Origin of the sequence: Bacillus sp. FJAT-27231, from assembly GCF_001183975.1 — a bacterium.
Taxonomy (GTDB): Bacteria; Bacillota; Bacilli; order Bacillales; family Domibacillaceae; genus Pseudobacillus; species Pseudobacillus wudalianchiensis.
On sequence record NZ_LFZU01000001.1, the window covers coordinates 524266 to 545625 of the forward strand.

The following is a 21360-nucleotide window of genomic DNA, read 5'->3' on the forward strand; positions in this document are numbered from 1 at the left end:
TTCGAAATATTATACTCTACCTCTAGAGAGACAAATCAATTCATTGGAGGGAACAAGGAATGAAGAAACCGATCGTTAAAATCGCGCTTGCAGCTTCATTAACTTTTAGCGCATTTGGCACTCAAGCTGTGTTGGCCAAGCCTGCCAATACAACGCAATCCCAGCCTTATAAAGTGTTTGACCATAAGATTGTGAACCAGATTAACGTTGATAATATTTACAACAATATTGATTATTTGGCGAAGGTGCCGCGTGTAGCAGGTACGCCGGCAGAATACAATGCTGTTCAATTTATTAAAAATGAATTCAAGTCGTATGGCTACGGTGTTAAGATTCAGGAATTTACTTTTACTGGCTATACACCGCCAAACAGCATGACATTATCTGTAGAAGGATTCACTGAAACACTAAATCCCTCTGCCTTTACATACACACCAAGCGGCGATGTAACAGGGAATATTGTTCTTGCCGGATTAGGGAAAAAAGAAGAGTTAAATAACACGGATTTAACGGGTAAGATTGCGCTCATTAAGCGTGGTGAAATTTCTTTCGGTGAGAAAGTGCTAAATGCCGCAGCTGCAGGTGCTGTAGGAGTGATTATTTATAATAATGCGGAAGGCGCAGTCAATGGGACACTTGGTGAAGCAAGCGATCAATATGTTCCAGCTGTAGCGTTGAAAAAGACTGAAGGAGAAGCCTTAGCGGCTCACGTGCAGAATAACACTGTAAGCGCTTCCTTGAAAGTAGAAGGAGCTGTAACAGAAGAAAGAACTTCTCACAATGTGATTGCAACGAAAAAACCGACCAACAAAAACAAAGCGAATAACAATGTCATCGTGATAGGTTCCCACCATGATTCTGTGGAGCTGGCCCCTGGAGCGAATGATGATGCTTCCGGAACAGCAATGACGCTTGAGCTTGCCCGTGTGTTGAAAAATGTGCCAACCGATACGGAAATCCGTTTTATCACATTCGGTGCAGAAGAATTAGGATTGCTTGGTTCTGAGCATTATGTGGACAACCTTCCTGAAGCTGAGCTAAATCGTATTATTGCCAACTTCAACCTTGACATGGTAGGCAGTAAAGATGCTGGTGATTTAGTCATGAACACAGTAGACGGGAAGCCGAATCTTGTTACAGAGCTAGCTCAAGCATCCAGCAAACGATTAAATGGTGTACCAACTCCTTATGCTGAAGGCGGCAGAAGCGACCATGTTCCATTTGGGGAAGCAGGTATCCCGGCTGCGCTATTCATCCATGAACCGACTGAACCATGGTATCATACTCCTGAAGATACCATTGATAAAATTAGCAAAGAAAAGCTGCAAGATGTAGCTGAAATTGTCGGAACAGCTGTGTATGATAGCGCCCGCTTTGATAACATGGGACCTAAAGAGAAAAAAGTGAAAAAGGAAAAGAACAAAGCGCTTTATCACAAAAAGTCAGTAAAATAATCTTTAAACCTTGCTAATTCAATAGAAAAAAAGACGGCTTTCCCGATAAGAAGGAGAGTCGTTTTTTCTTTGTAAATCTTCCAAGTATTGTGCTGTAACCCTCCTAGAGAAAATAAATCTAATCTATAAGGGATTATAAGTTAGAGTGACGAACAAGCGGAAGCTCTTTTAGTTATCGTAGAAATTGTTAAATGTCTTTTATTCATCGCGGATCAGCTGATATTCTATTTATAAGTCATTAGAGTAGATAAAAATAGGAGTGGTTTAGATGTTTCAGTATCATGTATGGGCAAGTAAAAAACTGTTTGATTATTTGCAGAGCGAAGAGGTTAAACCGTTATTTTTTAGAGAAGTGCAGTCTGTGTTTCCTTCTATTTCAGAAGTAGCAGCCCATATGTTAACGGTCGATCACTTATGGTTTGAGCGTATAAAGGGAGTGGAAAATGAAGGGGGGGTACCGGTTCAGTTTACTAGTGTAGGGGAAGCAGCTGAAAAGATGCTGCAGCTGCACGAGGACATATCCACTTTTCTAGCCCAAGCAAATACCAATCAGCTCATTGAGTATCAAACTTCTGAAGGAGAACCCTATACTAACACCATTGGTGAAGTGATTATGCATATCGTGAATCACGGGACGTATCATCGGGGGAACATAACAGCTATTCTCCGTCAGCTTGGAGGCAAAGGTGTGTCAACGGATTATATCTATTTCCTTAGAGAAAGAAAGTAAAATCTCAGGCTGTTGACAAACGCTTGCAATCAGCCTGACAGCATATAAAGTAGACTTTGTCTACAACCTTATCTTTTTATATGTTAAGGCGCATACTATTTTACGCTTCTTTTTTAGTTATCATGAGTTGTATAGATGATCCATCAACTATTAAAAATAACTGATCCACAGTGAGAAAGTTAACCTTGCTGTGGATTTTTTATGTTAAAAATATATAGCGTTTACAAGTTAGAGTATTCGAAAAATATTGACACGTTTCCAGTTTGTTATTTATAATTTAGAAAAGATATTTCCTTTTAACAGAAATACATTCCGTTATGCGGAAAAAGAGAGGAGCTAATCAACTAAAAGAATGCACAAACAGCTGAGTAATAAGTAGCGATAGTCTCTTTGAGAAGCTTTTATATTTTAGTTAGGGGGTTCGGTTAATGGAAGGGATGCAATCTCACGAACAATTAAACCGTTCTATGAAAAAACGTCATTTATTTATGCTTTCACTTGGAGGAGTTATTGGTACCGGGCTTTTCCTGAATGCTGGTTATACAATTAATCAGGCTGGCGCAGGGGGAGCCATGATAGGGTATTTAGTCGGTGGTGTCATCCTATACATGGTCATGGTCTGCTTAGGTGAACTTGCTGTTCATATGCCAGTTACAGGTTCATTCCAAAAATACGCCGCCAAATACATCGGACCTTCCGCTGGTTTTGCCCTCGGGTGGATGTATTTTGTAGGGTCAGCAGCGACCGCCGGCGTAGAATTTACAGCAGCAGGAATTTTAATGAAACAATGGTTTCCGCATACTCCTGTTTGGATTTGGTGTGCTGCATTTATTCTCCTGTTATTTACTTTGAATGCGCTAACAACGAAAGGTTTTGCTGAAGCAGAATACTGGTTTGCCGGGATAAAAGTTGTGGCGGTGATTGCCTTTATCATCATCGGAATGGCTGGTATCTTCGGATTTATTCCCTTATCGGATCGTCCAGCTCCTTTCTTTGATAACTTGGCACCTTCTGGATTATTCCCAGCAGGAATTGCTATTATCTTTGTGACGATGATGAATGTTATTTTCTCCTATCAAGGATCAGAATTAATCGGGATTGCAGCAGGGGAGAGTGAAGAGCCTGAAAAGAATATCCCTAGAGCGATTCGTAACGTACTTTTCAGAATTATTGTATTTTATATTGCTTCTATCATTATTTTATCTGCCATATTCCCTTCTTCTGAATTAGGTTTGTTGGAAAGCCCATTTGTTACATTAATGAAGCTGGCAGGGGTTCCATATGCTGCCGGAATTATGAACTTCATCATTTTAACGGCTATTCTGTCTGTTGGAAACTCATGTCTATATGCTTCTACACGTTTGTTATGGGCGATGGCTCATGATGGAATGGCGCCTAAATTGTTTGGAAAGCTGTCTAAAAGAAAAGTTCCTTTTAATGCTCTTCTTTTTACGATCTCTTTCTCGCTTTTGTCCTTGTTAACAAGCTTTATTGCTGCAGATACGGTGTTCGTGCTGCTCATGTCGATAGCGGGTATTTCTGTTACGATCTCATGGATGGGAATCGCTTTATCACAATATATGTTCCGGAGAAAGTTTATAAAAGCAGGAGGGAAGCTGGAAGAACTGAAATATAAGGTTCCTCTTTACCCATTTGTTCCTTTATTCTGTGTGGCATTCTGTTTCGCTATTCTTGTCTTCCTTGTTTTCGATCCGACTCAGAGAATCGGTGTCTTGTACGGTACAGGCTTTTTAGTTGCCTGCGTATTGTTCTATAAATTTAGATTAGCAAAAAAAATAAGTTCATCAGAAAGTATAGATGCAGGTGACAAAGATATAATCTAACTATTTTTGATGATTGATTAAATATAAAAAAGCAATGGATGCCTATCGGTTTTAAAGAGCCGAGCATCCATTGCTTTTGTTCATTAAGAGCCGTTGTATCCTAATTTAGCAGAAATGCGCTTGCCGGTTTCTACCACATTTTTAACTAGAAAATCCAGTCTGTCATCTGTGAGGTTAAAGCTGACAAATCCAACACTTACCGCTCCGTGGACTTCTCCGAAATGGTTCAGAATCGGGGCAGCAACAGAAGAGGTTCCTTCTGTTCTTTCACTGTGGCTAATGCCGTAGCCTTTCAATTTTGTTTCTTTCAGCACTTCCCAAAAAGCAGGTCTTTCTTGTTCTGGCAGAAGTGTATCGATAATACTTTTTACCTGTTTGTACGGCATGTAGGCAAGCATGATTTTATTAGCAGCTCCTACGCTCATCGGAATTCGCAAGCCAAGCTGGTCAAATACACGGATCGGATTTTTCTCGCTGTCGATCCGTTCGATGATCATGGACTCTGTTCCTGCTGGCTGGCTAAGATAGACGCTTTCTTCTACTTTGTCCATCAGCCTTTCTAATTCAGGTCTGATCTGGCTGATGTAATCCAGCTTGTCATACATGCGAAGGCCATATTCCAGCCAAATGTTGCCTAAACCATATTGTTTGGATTGCTCGTCTTGTTGAATTAAGCCGTGCTTGGACATCGCTTTTAACAAGCGATGCATGGAACTAACAGGGAGATCACACTTCTGGGAAAGTTCCGTAATGGACAGCCAGTTTTCCGATTCATCAGAAACTAGCACTTGAATAACGTTCATAGCACGATCAATTGATTGCATAAATTAGTCACCTATCTTTCAAGACAAAATCATAAAATAAAATTTTCTGAAAAAATTTAAAACATTATTGACAGTATATCACATTCAATTTTATAATTTAAGAAACTTTCCTACTAACGGAATTAATTTTCGTATAGTGGAAAAAGGAGGAGAGAGAAAATGACATATTGCTCGTCTATGTATAAACCATTAGAGCGTGTAATTGTAAAACATCCGAAAGAAGCTTTTGTTAGCCAAGAACAAATAAATAGAGAATGGCAAAAGTTTAACTATGTAGAAGCACCAGATTTTAATGAAGCCCTAACTGAGTACGCAGACTTCATTTCTATACTGGAAAAACACGTTCCGCAAATTGATTATTTACCTGCATCCTCGAAAGTTGGAATGGACTCCTTATATGCGCATGATCCGGTGAAGTTCACAAGCAAGGGAGCTATTATTTTAAAATCTGGAAAAGAATTGAGACAGCCTGAGGCAGGCATATATAAAGAATTTCTTACAGAAAAGAACATCCCGATTATTGGTGAATTAACAGGTGACGCAGTAGCAGATGGCGGCGACATCGTCTGGCTGGATGATCGTACTCTTGCTGTTGGACGTGGTTATCGTACGAACGATGAAGCGATCCGACAGTTAAAAGAAATGACAGCTGACCTTGTAGATGAATTTATCGTTGTTCAGCTTCCTCACGATCAGGGAGAGGCAGAATGTCTTCACCTAATGTCTTTCATTAGCATGGTGGATCGTGATTTAGCTGTTGTTTATTCTCGTCTTATGCCTGTTTTCTTCAGACAGCTTCTACTCGAGCGCGGTATTCAGTTAATTGAAGTACCAGATGATGAATATATGAACTTAGGATGCAATGTGCTTGCACTAGCTCCGAGAGTATGCGTGATCGCTTCTGGAAACGATTGCACCAAACAGAAATTGCTTGAGGCAGGCGCTGCTGTATACGAGTACAAAGGAAATGAAATCAGCTATAAAGGCACTGGCGGACCAACGTGCTTAACTTGTCCGGTTGTGCGCAGCTAACAAAGTTTCTTTTTAATAGGTTCCTATTTTTTAATAAATTTTGAGAAAGCAAACCGCAACAAAGTGTATAAAAACACCCTTAATAAAAAATCATTGGAGGAATCACTTATGTTTAAAAACGTCATTGTAAAAACACCAGGAAAAAGCTATGTAAATGGATTAACAACATCTGACCTGGGAGAGCCAGATTATGATAAATTACTTGAGCAGCATGCTGCTTATGTAGAAGCTTTGAAGAAATGCGGCGTAGCTGTTACACACTTGCCAGCAAGTGAAGAATTTCCAGATTCCACTTTCGTTGAAGATACGGCTGTTTTGACTCCGGAATTTGCTGTCATTTCAAATCCAGGAGCTGATTCAAGAAACGGAGAAATCAAAGAAATGGAGCCGGTTTTAAAAGAATTCTACGACAAGCTTCACTACATTAAAGCTCCAGGCACATTAGATGGAGGGGATGTTCTTCAAGTGGAAGATCATTTCTACGTTGGTATTTCTGAACGCACGAATGAAGAGGGAGCTCGTCAATTTAAAGAAATTATGGAATCAGAAGGCTATAAAGCAACAATCGTTCCATTAGAAAAGTTCTTCCACTTAAAAACAGGGATTGCTTACCTTGGCAACAACTTGATCGTAGCTGCCGGTGAATTTATCGGTCATCCAGACTTTGCCCAATACGACCAGCTTACTGTGTCGGCTGAAGACGAATATTCAGCAAACTGCATCCTTGTAAATGACTATGTCATCATTCCAAAGGGATACGAAGAAACAAAACGCAAAATGAATGAAGCTGGATATAAAACAATCGAATTAGAAATGTCAGAATTCCAAAAGCAAGATGGCGGGTTAAGCTGCTTGTCCTTACGCTTCTAAAGATTACAACAACACTTCCATCAGTAGAGGATTCTCTGATGATGGACAAACAAATTGGAAAGGTGATTTGAATGAGCCAACTATTATGGGGAACTCCTGAAACTCTTCGGGCGTTGTTATGTGAGCTTGTCAGCTGGGATAGCCGCACTTTTACAGATGGGGAAAGAAAATTTGCTTATAATGTTCGAGAAAAATTAAGCGAGCTTGACTATTTTAAAAAACATCCAGACTATCTATCCCTTCATCCAGCCGATCTTGGCCGACATTTCGTTACGGCATTTTACAGACATCCTGAAGCAGAGGATACAGTTGTATTAATTAGTCACTTTGATACAGTCCAGACAGAAGAATATGGCGATCTTGAACCTCTTGCTTTTAGACCAGAAGAACTTACAAAAGAATTGCTTAATCGAAAAAAGAATCTGCCAGAAGGAGCACGCATTGATCTTGAGTCAGGAAAGTACCTATTTGGACGAGGAACAATGGATATGAAAATGGGGCTCGTCCTTCATATGGCTCTAATCGAAAAAGCAAGTATTGAACAGTGGCCGATTAACCTAGTGCTCTTAACGGTTCCTGATGAGGAAGTAAACTCCTCAGGTATGAGAGCAGCGGTTACAGAGCTTGTAAAGATGCGCGATCGATACGGGATCTCCTACAAACTATTTCTAAATAGTGAACCGTCTTTCTCACAAAAACCAGGTGACGAAAAACATTATATTTATTCCGGAACACTAGGAAAAATTATGCCGGCTGCTCTTTTCTACGGGAAAGAGACTCACGTTGGGGAACCTCTAAAGGGAATGACCGCTAACTATATTGCTTCTTTCCTGACACAGATGATGGAATGGAATCCTATTTTCCATGAAAGTGATCTTGGAGAAAATACGCCTTTACCAGTTTCATTGCAACAGAAAGATTTAAAAACACAGTATTCAACTCAGACGCCTTATCGTGCGGCGGCTCTGTATAACGTATTTTTAATGAAAAGAACAGCTTCCGAGATTATGGAGCTGTTTGAGCAGATTGCACAAAAAGCAGCAGAAAAGTGCAATGAAGCGTATAAGGTGCTTTGTCAAAGTGAACAAATTGATGGAGTCGGCGAAGTACGAGTGCTGCGTTATGAAAGGCTGCTTGCCTACGCTACAGAAAAGCTAGGAAGCGAGCTTGTTGAGAAAATAAAAAGCGAGGTTCAAGGTAACACAGAGTGGGATGAGCGGGAAAAATCACTGCGAATCGCTGATAAATTGTTAATCCAGTGTCAAGAGCTCGCGCCAGCCATTGTCTTATTGTTTGCTCCTCCATATTACCCAGCCGTTAATACATCCAATGACTCGCTTGTGATGGAATCTGTTCAGCTGGTAAAGAAAGTAGCAAACAACTTTGGTGTAGAAGTCGAGCAAATTCATTATTTCAATGGTCTTTGTGATTTAAGCTACGTTCATTATAAAGATGAAGCGAATGGGTGGGAAGCTTTTGAGCGTAATACACCGGTTTGGGGAGAGGTTTACAGCATTCCTTTTGCTGATATGCTTCAGCTTCAGGCACCGGTGCTTAATGTAGGCCCGTTTGGAAAAGACGCCCATCAGCTTACGGAGCGTCTTCACATTGAGAGTGCTTTCGTTCACACTCCTGCTATGCTTGATCAGTTAATAAAGAGCATGCTAAAAAAAACAGTTGAAGTGTGATAGGTGATTCTATCGCATCTACACCATTCTAAACGAGCTTATCTAATCCGCTAACCGAGTAGTTGAAATAGATTGTCTCTAAGAACGCCGATAAAACAACTAAAATGAAGGAGGCTGCACTCAAACGGGCGTTTGAGTGCAGCCTCTTTTTTATGAAGAATTATTATAGTACAGCTGCATTACGGCCGGCAGCTTTTTGTTTCCTTTGCCATGTTATAGAGACGAGCAACGTAAGGACAAGGACAACGAGGCCAAGCAGGAACGGGTAATATAAATGAACATCGTATAGAAGTCCGGCGAGTGTTGGACCGAGAACGTTGCCGATGCTCATATAAGCATTATTCATGCCCATTGCAAAGCCTTGTTCATTGCTGGCAAGCTTTGAAATGAGTGTGTTCAGCACAGGGCGTAAAATGGATGAAGCAAGAAAAATCACAAGGGTGACGATAAAAAATAAGGCGTAGCTAGAAGCGAACAGAGAGGCGAGAAAGCCGATCGCTGTCACCGCGAGAAATACATTCATAATGGCTCCTTCGCCGTACCGGCGTACAATCAGGTCAACGATAAATAACTGTACGACTACACTGACAATTCCGGTTGCGGTCACCATGATGGCAATCTCCTGCGGAGTAGCCCCGAATTTATTGTTAATAAAAAGTCCAATTACTGATTCATAGGCCATTAAACCAAAACTCATGACAAGTGTAATAACAAGGGGGATGAAGTAAGGTTTCTGGACAGACTGGACAAGCTTCTTGACTAGTGGATCTGTATCTACGTTAAGCGAGGAGCTGCTTACTTCTTTGCTTTCTTCTAACCAAATAGCAGAAAACACAACAGCCGCAACGCCGATAATGGCCGAGACGAGAAGAGGCATTTTTAAACCGTAGTCAGCTAAAAATCCTCCTACGCCGGGACCGACAACTATTCCGAGAGACATGGCGGCAGAGATGAGACTATTTCCTTTAGCGCGCTGCTCCATCGTCGTAATATCAGCTACGTAAGCGAAGATAGCGGGAATTAATAAAGCCGCTCCCACTCCGCCGATGACACGCGAAAAGTATAAAATGTCAATCGTGTCTGACCAGTAAAAGACAAACATGGAGAGAGCCAGTCCGCTGAGCCCGGCAATAATCATAATTCGACGGCCATATTGATCGGCCCATTTTCCAGCGATCGGGGACATGACGAGCTGGGCGCCAGCAAAAATGGCGATGACTAGCCCGGCAGCTGTACCTCCTTGGCCGATAGACAGCAAATAAGCAGGTAAAATAGGGATAATAATGCCAAAGCTGCCAACGGCTATAAACATGTTAATCATTAAGATAATTAATTTTTTTCGCTGTTCAGGTAGCAAAAGAACACCTTCTTTCTCTATGCAATTTCTTCAGAAAATGCTAGTTATTTAATATAACTACAGTTTACAAAAATGTCAATTAGAGATGGACTGTTTATTTAATAAAAAGTCGAGAAGCGTGAAAAAGATTTTCGGAACGATGAACAAAAAGTGAGGGAAAGTAAGAAGACATAGTAAACAATGACACAGAAACAAATAATCCCCTGCGTAAAAGCAGGGGAGAGGTTTAGGCATGGAAGCCAATAAGAGTAGCTTTTTTATCAAGCCCAAGAGTGTCTTTATTAGGGAATGTAATAACAGAGCTGATATATTCCCATCTAATAAAGAGGTGAACAGCACAGGTTTCTTCTTTTTGGTGTTCGGAAGGAATTTCTTCTCCTGTCTCATCGATGACTTCTGTTCTCTTATGACAAGGATTCTCGACCCAGATGCCCATGCTTTCGGTATGCATTAGCTTGACCATATACCATTGATCAGGATGGTATATGCCGGTAATCGAACCAACAAGCTCCTCAGGGAAATTGCGAAGCCTAATTTGGATTTTTTGGTTAACAAAATTATCTAGATACACGTAATCACTCCTTCAAATGAGTCTCACGTTTTTCTAGTTCCCTTGTATTTGACAAATAAAACAGAAAAAGCTGCCAGACTAATGGCAGCTTTTGAAGTTATTGACCTTGTTGAGAAGGGGTTTCATCGATTGGAATTTCAATTAACTGATTAGAACCCGTTGCCTTTGGCATTTTTCCGTCCCATTTTTCAATCCATTTGTTTTGAATGACTTCTTTGGAAATAGATTTCTTAATGATTTCGTTGTATTTGGCAATTCCTTCTGCTTCAATTTTTTTCTTTTCAGCTTCCGCTTTGGCAATTTTTAATTCAATTTGTTTTCGTTCCAGTTCTTGTGCCGCTTCTACACGCTTATCGATTGCTGCTTGAGTAGATTTGTCAGGCTTCGGTACCCCAAGTGTTAAGTTATCAACTGTAAACCCTAAGCGGCCCACGTCATCAGAAAATAGGTCTTGCACCTTCGAAGCTGCTTCGGATGATTTCTCACCGTATGTATCGATAACCGAGTATTTAGCAATCGCTTTACGGCCGGCAGCCCAAAGGCGCGTGCGCAAATAGGACTCTTCGATTTGCTCTACTTCTACTGGTCCGAATTTGTTGAAGACCGCTACGACTTTATCAGGTTGAATGCTATAGTTATAAGCAAAGTCAACGGTAACACTTTTGCCGTCTGATGTAGCTACTTGAATGTCCTTATAATTAACGGTTTGCATTCTAACTGGATATTTGGTTACTTTGTCAAATAAGCCGACAAGGTGCCAGCCTTGGCCAAGTGTTTCATTTTGAACACCGCCGTTTGGACTGTACACAACGCCTACATAGCCATTTGGAATTTTTTCGATAAACATGGAGAGCAGAGCTAACCCGATCACTAAAGCAACAGCAATAATGGCTCCTCCTAGAATCTTACGGTTATTTGTTTTCTTTTTTGTTTGTTCCATTTTCATCCTCCCCTAATTTTTCTTTCAGTCGATGAGCCGTGTCTCCAACTTTTTTAAAGGAAGGAGAAAGCATTAACCAAATACCAAAGCAAATAATAAGTATAATGATGACTGAACCTATAAATACTTTCATTGTATCGCCCCCTCTTCTATTCTTACATTGATTGGCAAATTTGTCATCCGCCTCACCCCTATTTATAAGAATTCAGTCTCTACATACCTATGTAGGGAGTGAAGGGGTTAAGCTGATTTTTTCTAGGTAGATAGAAAAAAACAAACAGCAGAACGCTTTATTCGTGTTCTGCTGTTTGTTTTTTTCGTTTCATCAGCTGCAGGTCGATAAACAGCTGGCAATTCATATTAAAATCCTCAAAATCGATAGAGGTTAAGTCAGTAATTTGTTTAAGACGGTATTTTAGTGTATTGGTATGAATAAAAAGCTGCTCGGCGGCTGGTTTAATTCGGCAATTATTTACTAAATAAACTTCCAGTGTCTGCAATAAATTCGATTGGCTTTCCTTGTCTTTTCGCTGCAGCTTCAATAGATCCTCGTTCACATACTGTGTTTCGCTGTTAAAGCGGGCAGCTGCTTCGAGATAGCGGAGAACCCCCAGCTTTTTATAATTAAAAGTTAGGAGGGAAGGGGAACCAAGGAATTCGGCTGTATGAATGACTCTCAATGCCTCTAGGTAACTCGTACGCATTTTAAGAATAGAAGTATATTCATTGCCAATTCCAGCGTATACCGCTTGCGACTTGCATTGGCTTAGCACTGTATGGACTAGCTGTTCGGCACTTTCAGACAGTTCGGCAGCAGGAGAGTTGCTGCCGATGATGACAATGATTTTTAGTTCATCTGTGAATAGGTGGGCAGGCTGATCAAGCGCATTAACAAACAGTCGGATCGTTTCACCTAACTCTTCAAATATAACCTCATCAATTTGGGTAATGGTAAACACCGTAACGAGAAAGTTAGCCGGCAGCACGACGTTAACATTAGCAGCTTCCCATTTAATTTGATTTTCCGTTCGGTAAGTCTCATCCATCACTTTTTTATAAAATTCATTTTTCTTTTCGTCTTTCATTACCTTTAATTGATTTTCTTTGTAAAGGATTCTTCCCACGTGGACCGATACCATTTGTAAAAACTCCATTTGCGCATCTGTTAAGGGCGGGTCTATTTCTTGAACCCAGATATATCCAAAAATTTGATCTTTATATTTGGCGCTGACAACCACACGCGGGTTTAAGCCGATATCTTTAATAGGCGGAACATGAAAAGGGACGGGAATGCTTTTTAGCTGTTCAACAACGCCCTGCTCCATGAATTTTTCCAATATGGGAATAGTCCAGCGTTTCGCGAAAATCGTTTGCTGGTTTGCCTCGTCGAACTGTTCAATATAATAAGAACTGTAGGCCAGTAATGAAAATTGATCACTTTCCACAACGACAGGTTTTTTCAAATACGTACTGACCATTTCAGTAATATCATTAATATTTGTCAATGCAAGAATCTTTTCCAATGGCTGGCTCATTCAGCTCCTCCTCCGTATTCATATGTTCATCAAATTAATCATACTGGTAAAAAGGGCTGATGTATAGGGCAGAGCAGCAAAAAGGACTGGATGAGAGTAACCTTTCATCCAGTCCTTTTATAATTAACGTTCTCTTTCGAGAAGTTCAATTGCTTCCGTGAATTCTTTGTCAATTTCAGCATTTGGTTTATATGTGGCAAGACTTACAAAATACGTGACAAGCCAACAAATGATGAAGCCAGGAACAATTTCATAAAGATTACTTGTCAATGCCTCAACGTTGCCCCAAATCATAACGGTGATCGCACCGGTAATCATTCCCCAAAGGGCCCCTTTAGCTGTAATTTTGCGCCAATATAGAGAAAGCAAGATGATTGGTCCGAATGATGCACCGAATCCAGCCCATGCAAACGAAACAATTTTTAACACCGTATCACTATTTGGCCAAGCAAGAATCATCGCGATAACAGAGACGACAAGAACCGCTATTCTTCCGTAAAATACATATTGCTTATCTGGTGCATCTGTCTTAATGACAGCTTTATACAAGTCTTCAATTAATGCTGATGATGTAACGATCAGTTGGGAAGAAATCGTACTCATAACAGCCGCCAGCACCGCCGCGAGCATAATACCGGCAATGAACGGATGGAAGATAATCTGTCCAAGGGTAATAAATATAGTTTCTGCATCATGAAGGGTAGCATTATGCTGTTGATAATAGGCAATTCCGACAAGAGCCGTTGCGACAGCTCCAAATAGGCTGAGGAACATCCAGCCAATTCCGATGCGGCGTGCCCTTTTCACGTCTTTAACCGAGCCGATTGCCATAAAACGGACGATGATATGCGGCTGGCCGAAATAGCCCAGCCCCCATGCAACCGCTGATAAAATTCCGAGGAAAGAAGCGCCGGAAACGAAGTTCAGCAATTGTGGATCCACTTCCCGGATACTTGTTGCAGTTCCTGAGAAACCACCTGTAAGGAATAATCCGAATATTGGAATGAGTATAAGTGAGAGAAACATAATAAGTCCTTGAACAACGTCTGTATAGCTAACCGCTAAAAATCCACCAAACAATGTATAGAAAATAACGACAGCAGAGACGATTAACAGACCAGCATGATAATCAAGCCCGAATGAGCTGAGGAAAAATTTTCCGCCGGCAACCATTCCTGAAGATACATAGAAAGTAAAGAAAATAAGAATAACGATACCTGAAACAATACGTAAAAGACGGGATTTATCTTTCAGACGACTTTCTAGATAGCTTGGAATTGTAATGGAATCACTCGATACTTGTGTATAGACACGAAGGCGAGGGGCAACGAGTACATAGTTCAAATAAGCTCCGAGCGTTAATCCGACCGCGATCCAGGTTTCAACAAGACCATTCAAAAAGATGGCACCTGGCAGCCCCATAAGCAGCCAGCCCGACATATCCGCAGCCCCGGCACTTAAAGCCGTAACAGCTGGTCCAAGTGAGCGCCCGCCGAGCATGTAATCAGTCAAGTTGGATGTACGTTTAAATGCATACCAACCGATGAAAACCATGGCAGCCATGTAAATAATAATAGCAATTAATTGGTACATTTCATTGGACATGGTAAAACTCCTTTAAAGTTGTTTTCATAATATTTATTTATTCAATATTTTCATCAAACAAAGTATGGAATGCAGAGGCTGTCCCATAAGCAGAACCAGGCATCTCTTTCGACAAAACGCACTGCTTTACCGAAGGGATAGGAGGGCCTGGCCTGGCGGGGCAGCCTCCTTTGTAGCTTAATTCTTTTTTTAAAACATTTCAGATGTTGTTTTCGCTTGCATGTGAAGCTGCAAATAGCCTGGACCGCCAGCTTTAGAATCTGTACCTGACATGTTGAAGCCGCCAAATGGCTGGTAACCAACAATCGCGCCTGTACAGCCGCGGTTGAAGTACAAGTTTCCAACGTGGAAGTCTTCACGTGCTTTTTCCATGTTCATGCGGTTGTTTGTAATGACCGCACCTGTTAAGCCGTATTCTGTGTTATTCGCAATTTCAATTGCATGATCAAAGTCTTTTGCTTTCGCAAAAGCAACAACTGGGCCAAAGATTTCTTCCTGCATCAGGCGTGCTTTTGGATCAACGTCCGCTACAATGGTTGGTTGAACGAAGTAACCCGTTTCGCTGTCGCCTGTACCGCCTGCCACGATGCGGCCTTCTTCTTTGCCGATCTCTACGTAGCTCATGATCTTATCGAATGATGCTTGATCAATAACCGGTCCCATGTAATGGCTGTTATCCACTGGATTGCCGACTGAGATTTCTTTCGTTAATTCGATTGCCCGGTTTAATACTTGATCATACACGTCTTCTACGATAACAGCACGGGAGCAGGCAGAGCATTTTTGTCCGGAGAAGCCAAATGCAGATTTGACGATTGATTGAGCTGCCAGCTCAAGATTTGCTTCTTTGTCCACCACAATGGTGTCTTTTCCGCCCATTTCTGAAATCACGCGCTTTAGCCAAAGCTGACCGTCATTTAACTTGGAAGCACGTTCGAAAATACGTAAACCAACATCACGAGAACCTGTGAAGGAGATAAAACGTGTTTTCGGATGGTCAACGAGGTAGTCGCCTACTTCGGCACCGCTTCCTGGTACGAAGTTAAGAACACCTTTGGGAAGACCTGCTTCCTCTAATACTTCTACAAACTTCGCTGCCACAATGGGTGTTGCTGAAGCTGGCTTTAATAACACTGTGTTTCCGCTTACAAGTGCAGCCACAGTTGTACCTGCCATAATAGCGAAGGCAAAGTTCCAAGGAGAAATAACGATTCCAACGCCTAATGGAATGTAGCCGTAACGGTTGTCTTCGCCTGGACGGCTTTCCACTGGCAATCCGTCTTTGATTCTTAGCATTTGACGGCCGTAATATTCCATGAAGTCGATTCCTTCTGCTGTATCAGCATCGGCTTCATTCCAAGGTTTTCCGGCTTCTTTTACGAGAAGGGCAGAGAACTCATGCTTGCGGCGGCGAACAATCGCTGCAGCTTTGAACAGCACGTCTGCACGAATTTCTGGCTTAACTTTTTTCCAAGATTCAAACGCTTTCACAGCTGCTTGCATGGCTTGTTCAGCATGTTCACGGCTTGCTTTAGAGACACGGCCAATCACTTGTTTTTTATCAGCAGGGTTGTAGGAGACAATTTTGTCTTCTGTCGTGATTCTTTCTCCGCCGATGACAAGTGGGTAATCTTGTCCAAGATAACCTTCTACAAGCTGAAGCGCTTCTTCAAACACTTTCTTGTTTTCCGGTTTTGAAAAGTCAGTAAATGGTTCGTGTTTATACGGAATCATCATATCTGCCTGCTCTCCTTGCGTAATGTAGTAGTAAAAGCTAAAAGCTTACTTTTATATTGTAAATCGTTAAGCGGCACCTTATCCCAAGTTATAAAGATAGATGACGCTTAACGATTAACTACCCTTTAGAAATTATTTTCTTTTAGTCAATCTTCCTAACAAGAATGCTCCAGCTGCAAGACCAAGCATCGTATTTGTCTTTTTCGTAAATACTTGCTTCGCCACAAGATTTAAGTTTTGTGGTCTTTCAGCAAGGCGGCGCATAAAGTAGCCGTACCAGTCTTTCCCGAATGGTACATACGTAGTGAAGTTGTAGCCTTCCTTTGCTAATTGGAGCTGCATATCTTTTCTGAATCCATACAGCATTTGGAATTCAAATTTATCATTTGGAATGTTGTTTGCTTTCACAAATTCTTTCACATGGTTAATGACGTGATGGTCATGTGTAGCGATAGAGGTGAATTTACCATTTAGCAAATGCCATTCAATGAGCTTAACGAAATTTGTATCAATGTCTTTTTTATCTTGGTACGCATATTCTTCAGGCTCTTTATAAGCGCCTTTAACGATGCGCAGGCGATAATTTTTATATTTCTTAATATCTTCTTCAGCACGGTAGAAATAAGCTTGAATAACTGTTCCTACGTTGTTGTATTCCTTTGAAAGCTCATCAAGAAGGTCGAAAGATGGCTGTAAATGAGAATAATCTTCCATGTCAATATTGATGAACATGTCATATTTGCTCGCTCTTCCTACAATCTCCCGTAAGTTTTCCAAACAGAAGTTATAATCAATATCTAATCCGAGTTGAGTTGGTTTTAAAGAAATGTGAGCGTCTGCTTTATTCTCGTGAATGGCTTCGATAACCTCAAGAATTTGCTCCTTTGCTTCTGTTGCTTCTTCTCTTTTATAGACAAACTCTCCTAAATTATCCACAGTACAAGAAATCCCTTGAGCGTTCAGTTCTTTGATGCTTCGAATGGTTTCCTCAATGTTTGTTCCAGCTACTACGCTTTGGGCACCGAGTTTCAAACCGTATTTCTTTGCTGCACTGTTGAGGAATTGATTTTGAGACAAGCCTATAAAAAGATCTTTTAACATAGACATAGCTATACTCCTTTGTTTTTGTTTATATTCGCATTATCCGCGATTTCTTTTAAGTTATTCACAATCGGCATGTGTTTTTCATATTACCCAAATAAAATAAAAGAAATCTGTAATCGCTTCCGGCTTTCCTAACACCTTAACGAAAGTAAGTATGGATTTCTTCTTAATTTTACAATTTTGTGACAGAACTCGACAATGTTCGCGTAATACAATAATCGATCCGTTCTTTTGTCGGTAAGTGACAAAATGATGAATGGTTAGTTAATAATCTTTACATTCATTTACTAAAGTATAACAAAGAAGGAAAATGACCTTAATAATTTCTCTTTACGATAGGAAGAGGCAAGGGAGCCAGAACAACATAAAGAGGTGAAGGAGTAATGGGGGAAGAATTAAATCGCAGAAAATTTTTGACGTATGTTGGAACAGGCGTTACAGCCCTGACAGTCGCTTCCGCAGGACTCGGAGCTTTTACGCCAAAAGTGGTGGAAGCAAAGGGAGCGAAGGCTGCCTCTCACTTATTCGGAAGAAATAAAAAAGTATCAGGGGTCCATTTTACGCCGATTAAGCCAACAGACAAGGATGACCTTGTTTTGCCACGCGGCTTTAAATACGATGTCATCGCTGCTTATGGTGATGTCATTAATAAAAAAGGGGAAACGTTTGGTTATAATAATGACTTTACTATGTTTTTCCCAATCAAGGGGTCGAATGAACGGGGATTATTATGGGTCAATCATGAGTATACAAGTGATTTGTGGGTAACGGGACCGAAGGATAAAAGCGGGAATTATACGAAGTCGCAAATAGAAAAGCTCTTATACAATCAAGGCGGATCAATTATTGAAGTCTATAAAGATGAAGACGGGGCATGGAAGATGGATACCGCTTCTCAATTCGCCCGCCGCATTACAGGGTTAACGCCATTTAGATTAACAGGACCAGCTAGAGGTTCTAAAGCTGTAGGAAGCACCGATATTGTGCAAGGGACTTTTGCTAACTGTTCAGGCGGCAAGACGCTTTGGAATACGGTTCTGTCTGCGGAAGAAAATTATGAATCGACTTCAGAAGCGGCTTCTTTAAATGAAACTCATTATGGCTGGATCGTTGAGGTAGACCCATTTAACCCAGGGTTTGCACCGCGGAAGCATACGGCGCTTGGCCGCTTTCACCATGAAAATGCTGCCATGGGGCTAACGAATGACGGACGTGTAGCTGTTTACATGGGAGATGACAAAACAGACGCCTGTGTCTATAAGTTTATTAGTAAAAATAAATACATAAAATCACGTAAGCAAGCGAACTCGGATTTGCTGGAAGAGGGAACACTTTATGCAGCGAGTCTAGCCAAAGGTGAATGGATCGCTTTAACCATTGAGGCTGTTCGAAAAAAAGCAGCTGGCAATCAAGCGCTGCTTGATAAATTCCAAACACAGGCAGATGTATTGGTCCATGCGCATGAAGCGGCCATTTTGCTTGGGGCTACTCCGACGGACCGTCCAGAAGATGTAGAAATCAGCCCATTTGATAAATCGGTGTTTATCGCTCATACGAATAACTCAAAACATGGAAATATTCATGGGCATATCACTCGCTTTTTAGAAGCGAATGATGATTTAGGTTCATTAACTTTTGACTTTGAAATCTTCGCATGCGGCGGGCGTCAGAGCGGATTTAGTGCGCCGGACAACTTGACATTCGACAGTGAAGGGAATTTATGGACAGTGACAGACATTTCGTCCAGCTCGGTCAATAAAGGAGTATTCTCCTCCTTTAAAAACAACGGGGTATTCGTGATCCCGACGACAGGAAAAAACGAGGGAGAGGCTTTCCAATTTGCTTCGGCCCCTGTTGAAGCAGAGTTGACAGGTCCTTGTTTCACAGATGATGAAACGACTTTGTTCTTGGCTGTACAGCATCCAGGTGAGGAAACAACTGATATTTATAAGCCGACAAGCATGTGGCCGCATCGCAAAGGCGATAATCAGCCGCGCCCTGCTGTTGTGGCGATTACAGGATTTCAATATTAGGAGGTTAGTTCATGCTGCAAAATATAGGAGTACCGGGGTTAATCTTAATTCTCGTTATCGCTTTAATTATTTTCGGGCCTTCCAAGCTGCCGGAAATTGGACGGGCCTTCGGTACAACATTGAAGGAATTTAAAAAATCTACACGAGATCTCGTATCAGATGAACAAGACGAGGCGGAAAAAAAAGAAAAGAAGAATCTGGCTTAATTTAGTGAATAAACAAAAAGCTGTCTTCAAAAGGCTCGCTTCAGACCTTTTTGGAGCAGCTTTTTCCTTATGGGAGGGAGAAAGATGATGCAAGATCGTGACATGAAAGCAGTAGAACACTTTGAAGAGCTAAGAAAAAGATTAATTATCACGCTGGCTGTTTTTCTGATGTTCTTATGCCTGTCTTTTACATTTGTTCAAGATATCTATCATTACTTAGTCAAAGATCTGCCCTTCAAGCTCGCTTTGCTCGGACCGGGAGACATTATTGTCGTTTACTTAATGATCGCTGCGATCGTTGCAGGAGCAGGTACCATCCCTGTGGCCGCCCATCAACTGTGGCTTTTTATCAAGCCGGCTTTAACGCCTGTGGAAAGAAGAACGGCTCTTGCTTATGTTCCAGCCTTATTTCTGTTATTTTTGGCCGGCCTTTCGTTTGGCTATTTTGTGCTGTTTCCTATCGTCTTATCTTTTCTCATGTCTCTATCCGGAGAAATGTTTCAGACCTTCTTTACGACCGAAAAATATTTTAAATTTTTACTGCACATGACACTTCCATTTGGTATATTGTTTGAAATGCCAGTTGTCATGATGTTCTTAACGAGTTTAGGATTAATTAATCCTTATAAGCTGCGTGCTTTCAGAAAATATTCCTACTTTTTATTGATTGTTGTATCCGTATTGATTACACCGCCTGATTTTATATCAGATTTTCTAGTAATCATTCCACTTATCTTACTTTATGAAGTGAGCGTGAGTCTCGCAAAAGTGGTATATAAAAGAAAACGGGCGCAGCAGGAAAACGAAAAAACTGAATTGAAAGCACTTAGTTAATCAATTATAAGGGAATAAATACTGGGTATCTAAAGACAGTAGGAAAAGAAGCAATCTAAAATTTATGGCAAAAAGAGGCGGACAAATGAAACTTGGATATGCATGCATTAATACTACTCTGCCTTCAAGGTTCAAAACATGCCGGCTAAAAACAGTCGAAATAGAAGGCATCAAAAAAGTCAAGGAGCTCTCTATTCACAATCTAACAGAAGTCCTTCGTGTAGTGCGCTGGAATATTGAAAATGGTATTTTCTTTTTCCGATTAAGCAGTGAACTCATTCCTTTTGCGAGCCATCCTAGTGTAATGTGGGAGTGGGACAAAGATGAGGATATCATTGCTTTAACAAATGAAATTAAGCATATGGGGGAGCAGCATAATGTAAGATTTTCTGTTCATCCAGGCCAATATACAGTTTTAAATTCCCCTAAAGAGCAAGTTGTGACGAATTCTGTGGCAGAACTTGCGTATCATCAAAAAATATTGGATTTAATTGGCGGCACCGATATGATTCTTCATGTCGGAGGGGCTTACGGTGATAAAGTAACAGCAAAAGAAAGGTTCGTACAAAATTATGACAAGCTGTCTGAAGGAATAAAAGCCGTGTTGCGGATTGAAAATGACGATAAGACCTATACGGCACTAGATGTATTAGAGCTTCACGAACGGACAGGAGTGCCCGTTTGCTTTGATATTCATCATCATCGCTGCAATCACGAAGAAGAAAGCGATACGGAAGCGATTTTAACCCGTGTGTTCCAGTCCTGGCCTAGCGGGCAAACACCGAAAATGCACATTAGCTCCGGCAGAAATGCAGCGGCTGATCCAGCCCATCATGACTATATTCTAGAAGAAGATTTTGAAGCTTTCGTACAAATGCTGGGCGGAAGAGACGTGGATATCATGTGCGAAGCAAAAATGAAAGAGCAGGCAGTGCTGCGGCTACAGCAGCTATACCCTGAATGGCAATAAAGATAAAACAAAAAGCCGCCCTCTAT

At 41.1% G+C, this 21360-nt stretch carries 19 protein-coding genes; 10 read left to right on the plus strand and 9 right to left on the minus strand.

Features of this window, described 5'->3' with window-relative positions; all coding sequences use genetic code 11:
- Positions 1–59 precede the first annotated feature (59 nt).
- The 3 genes from AC623_RS02455 to AC623_RS02465 all read left to right on the plus strand — a co-directional run bounded on the left by AC623_RS02455 (position 60) and on the right by AC623_RS02465 (position 4028).
- Positions 60–1454, plus strand: a complete 1395-nt coding sequence (locus tag AC623_RS02455) for a M28 family peptidase (RefSeq protein ID WP_049660229.1) — start codon at positions 60–62, stop codon at positions 1452–1454.
- A 268-nt stretch (positions 1455–1722) separates the two neighbouring features.
- On the plus strand, positions 1723–2184 hold the full coding sequence (locus AC623_RS02460; RefSeq protein WP_049660233.1) for a DinB family protein: 462 nt from the start codon (positions 1723–1725) through the stop codon (positions 2182–2184).
- 428 nt (positions 2185–2612) lie between these two features.
- A complete protein-coding gene (locus tag AC623_RS02465) occupies positions 2613–4028 on the plus strand; it encodes an amino acid permease (RefSeq protein ID WP_049660235.1) in 1416 nt (471 codons plus the stop codon).
- A gap of 83 nt (positions 4029–4111) precedes the next feature.
- Here the strand turns inward: AC623_RS02465 and AC623_RS02470 are convergent, their stop codons facing one another.
- Positions 4112–4852, minus strand: coding sequence for an IclR family transcriptional regulator (locus AC623_RS02470; RefSeq protein ID WP_049660237.1), 741 nt, complete (start codon positions 4850–4852; stop codon positions 4112–4114).
- 159 nt (positions 4853–5011) lie between these two features.
- On the opposite strand from AC623_RS02470, the gene AC623_RS02475 reads away from it, so the two are divergent.
- The 3 genes from AC623_RS02475 to AC623_RS02485 all read left to right on the plus strand — a co-directional run bounded on the left by AC623_RS02475 (position 5012) and on the right by AC623_RS02485 (position 8442).
- Entirely contained in the window at positions 5012–5884 is an 873-nt protein-coding gene (locus AC623_RS02475; protein WP_049660240.1) for a dimethylarginine dimethylaminohydrolase family protein, read from the plus strand.
- Between the two features lie 108 nt (positions 5885–5992).
- Positions 5993–6754, plus strand: a complete 762-nt coding sequence (locus AC623_RS02480) for a dimethylarginine dimethylaminohydrolase family protein (RefSeq protein WP_049660243.1) — start codon at positions 5993–5995, stop codon at positions 6752–6754.
- Between the two features lie 71 nt (positions 6755–6825).
- The gene (locus AC623_RS02485) at positions 6826–8442 is read left to right on the plus strand and encodes a M20/M25/M40 family metallo-hydrolase (RefSeq protein WP_049660244.1); all 1617 of its coding nucleotides are present in this window, start codon (positions 6826–6828) and stop codon (positions 8440–8442) included.
- Positions 8443–8605: 163 nt separating this feature from the next.
- Here AC623_RS02485 and AC623_RS02490 read toward each other — a convergent pair whose 3' ends face one another.
- From AC623_RS02490 to AC623_RS02520, 8 genes are all read right to left on the minus strand, one after another.
- Complete coding sequence (locus AC623_RS02490; protein ID WP_082174307.1) at positions 8606–9799, minus strand: MFS transporter; 1194 nt, start codon at positions 9797–9799, stop codon at positions 8606–8608.
- Between the two features lie 226 nt (positions 9800–10025).
- Entirely contained in the window at positions 10026–10370 is a 345-nt protein-coding gene (locus tag AC623_RS02495) for a hypothetical protein (RefSeq protein ID WP_049660246.1), read from the minus strand.
- Between the two features lie 97 nt (positions 10371–10467).
- A complete protein-coding gene (locus tag AC623_RS02500; protein ID WP_049660248.1) occupies positions 10468–11310 on the minus strand; it encodes a prohibitin family protein in 843 nt (280 codons plus the stop codon).
- Positions 11282–11443, minus strand: a complete 162-nt coding sequence (locus tag AC623_RS21680) for a hypothetical protein (protein WP_197090935.1) — start codon at positions 11441–11443, stop codon at positions 11282–11284. The genes AC623_RS02500 and AC623_RS21680 overlap by 29 nt, the downstream gene beginning before the upstream one ends.
- Positions 11444–11600: 157 nt before the next feature.
- A complete protein-coding gene (locus AC623_RS02505; RefSeq protein WP_049660251.1) occupies positions 11601–12845 on the minus strand; it encodes a PucR family transcriptional regulator in 1245 nt (414 codons plus the stop codon).
- Positions 12846–12968: 123 nt separating this feature from the next.
- Positions 12969–14450: a sodium/proline symporter PutP gene (putP, locus tag AC623_RS02510; RefSeq protein ID WP_049660253.1), complete on the minus strand. Its 1482-nt coding sequence runs from the start codon at positions 14448–14450 to the stop codon at positions 12969–12971.
- 189 nt (positions 14451–14639) lie between these two features.
- Positions 14640–16187: an L-glutamate gamma-semialdehyde dehydrogenase gene (gene pruA / locus AC623_RS02515; protein ID WP_049660257.1), complete on the minus strand. Its 1548-nt coding sequence runs from the start codon at positions 16185–16187 to the stop codon at positions 14640–14642.
- Between the two features lie 132 nt (positions 16188–16319).
- Positions 16320–17288, minus strand: a complete 969-nt coding sequence (locus AC623_RS02520; protein WP_049666171.1) for a proline dehydrogenase family protein — start codon at positions 17286–17288, stop codon at positions 16320–16322.
- A 386-nt stretch (positions 17289–17674) separates the two neighbouring features.
- Here AC623_RS02520 and AC623_RS02525 point away from each other — a divergent pair, with 386 nt between their 5' ends.
- From AC623_RS02525 to uvsE, 4 genes are all read left to right on the plus strand, one after another.
- A complete protein-coding gene (locus AC623_RS02525) occupies positions 17675–19324 on the plus strand; it encodes a PhoX family protein (protein ID WP_049660261.1) in 1650 nt (549 codons plus the stop codon).
- A gap of 11 nt (positions 19325–19335) precedes the next feature.
- Positions 19336–19530, plus strand: a complete 195-nt coding sequence (locus AC623_RS02530; RefSeq protein WP_049660265.1) for a twin-arginine translocase TatA/TatE family subunit — start codon at positions 19336–19338, stop codon at positions 19528–19530.
- A gap of 87 nt (positions 19531–19617) precedes the next feature.
- Positions 19618–20364, plus strand: a complete 747-nt coding sequence (gene tatC, locus AC623_RS02535) for a twin-arginine translocase subunit TatC (protein WP_049666174.1) — start codon at positions 19618–19620, stop codon at positions 20362–20364.
- Positions 20365–20449: 85 nt separating this feature from the next.
- Positions 20450–21334: a UV DNA damage repair endonuclease UvsE gene (uvsE, locus tag AC623_RS02540; RefSeq protein ID WP_049660267.1), complete on the plus strand. Its 885-nt coding sequence runs from the start codon at positions 20450–20452 to the stop codon at positions 21332–21334.
- Positions 21335–21360: the final 26 nt, after the last annotated feature.

Excerpts from the sequence above, each read along its gene's own strand:
- AC623_RS02455 (WP_049660229.1), top strand. The coding sequence starts at position 60 with ATGAAGAAACCGATCGTTAAAATCGCGCTTGCAGCTTCATTAACTTTT.
- AC623_RS02460 (WP_049660233.1), top strand. The coding sequence starts at position 1,723 with ATGTTTCAGTATCATGTATGGGCAAGTAAAAAACTGTTTGATTATTTG.
- AC623_RS02465 (WP_049660235.1), top strand. The coding sequence starts at position 2,613 with ATGGAAGGGATGCAATCTCACGAACAATTAAACCGTTCTATGAAAAAA.
- AC623_RS02470 (WP_049660237.1), bottom strand. The coding sequence starts at position 4,852 with ATGCAATCAATTGATCGTGCTATGAACGTTATTCAAGTGCTAGTTTCT.
- AC623_RS02475 (WP_049660240.1), top strand. The coding sequence starts at position 5,012 with ATGACATATTGCTCGTCTATGTATAAACCATTAGAGCGTGTAATTGTA.
- AC623_RS02480 (WP_049660243.1), top strand. The coding sequence starts at position 5,993 with ATGTTTAAAAACGTCATTGTAAAAACACCAGGAAAAAGCTATGTAAAT.
- AC623_RS02485 (WP_049660244.1), top strand. The coding sequence starts at position 6,826 with ATGAGCCAACTATTATGGGGAACTCCTGAAACTCTTCGGGCGTTGTTA.
- AC623_RS02500 (WP_049660248.1), bottom strand. The coding sequence starts at position 11,310 with ATGGAACAAACAAAAAAGAAAACAAATAACCGTAAGATTCTAGGAGGA.
- AC623_RS21680 (WP_197090935.1), bottom strand. The coding sequence starts at position 11,443 with ATGAAAGTATTTATAGGTTCAGTCATCATTATACTTATTATTTGCTTT.
- AC623_RS02505 (WP_049660251.1), bottom strand. The coding sequence starts at position 12,845 with ATGAGCCAGCCATTGGAAAAGATTCTTGCATTGACAAATATTAATGAT.
- putP (WP_049660253.1), bottom strand. The coding sequence starts at position 14,450 with ATGTCCAATGAAATGTACCAATTAATTGCTATTATTATTTACATGGCT.
- pruA (WP_049660257.1), bottom strand. The coding sequence starts at position 16,187 with ATGATGATTCCGTATAAACACGAACCATTTACTGACTTTTCAAAACCG.
- AC623_RS02520 (WP_049666171.1), bottom strand. The coding sequence starts at position 17,288 with ATGTTAAAAGATCTTTTTATAGGCTTGTCTCAAAATCAATTCCTCAAC.
- AC623_RS02525 (WP_049660261.1), top strand. The coding sequence starts at position 17,675 with ATGGGGGAAGAATTAAATCGCAGAAAATTTTTGACGTATGTTGGAACA.
- AC623_RS02530 (WP_049660265.1), top strand. The coding sequence starts at position 19,336 with ATGCTGCAAAATATAGGAGTACCGGGGTTAATCTTAATTCTCGTTATC.
- tatC (WP_049666174.1), top strand. The coding sequence starts at position 19,618 with ATGCAAGATCGTGACATGAAAGCAGTAGAACACTTTGAAGAGCTAAGA.
- uvsE (WP_049660267.1), top strand. The coding sequence starts at position 20,450 with ATGAAACTTGGATATGCATGCATTAATACTACTCTGCCTTCAAGGTTC.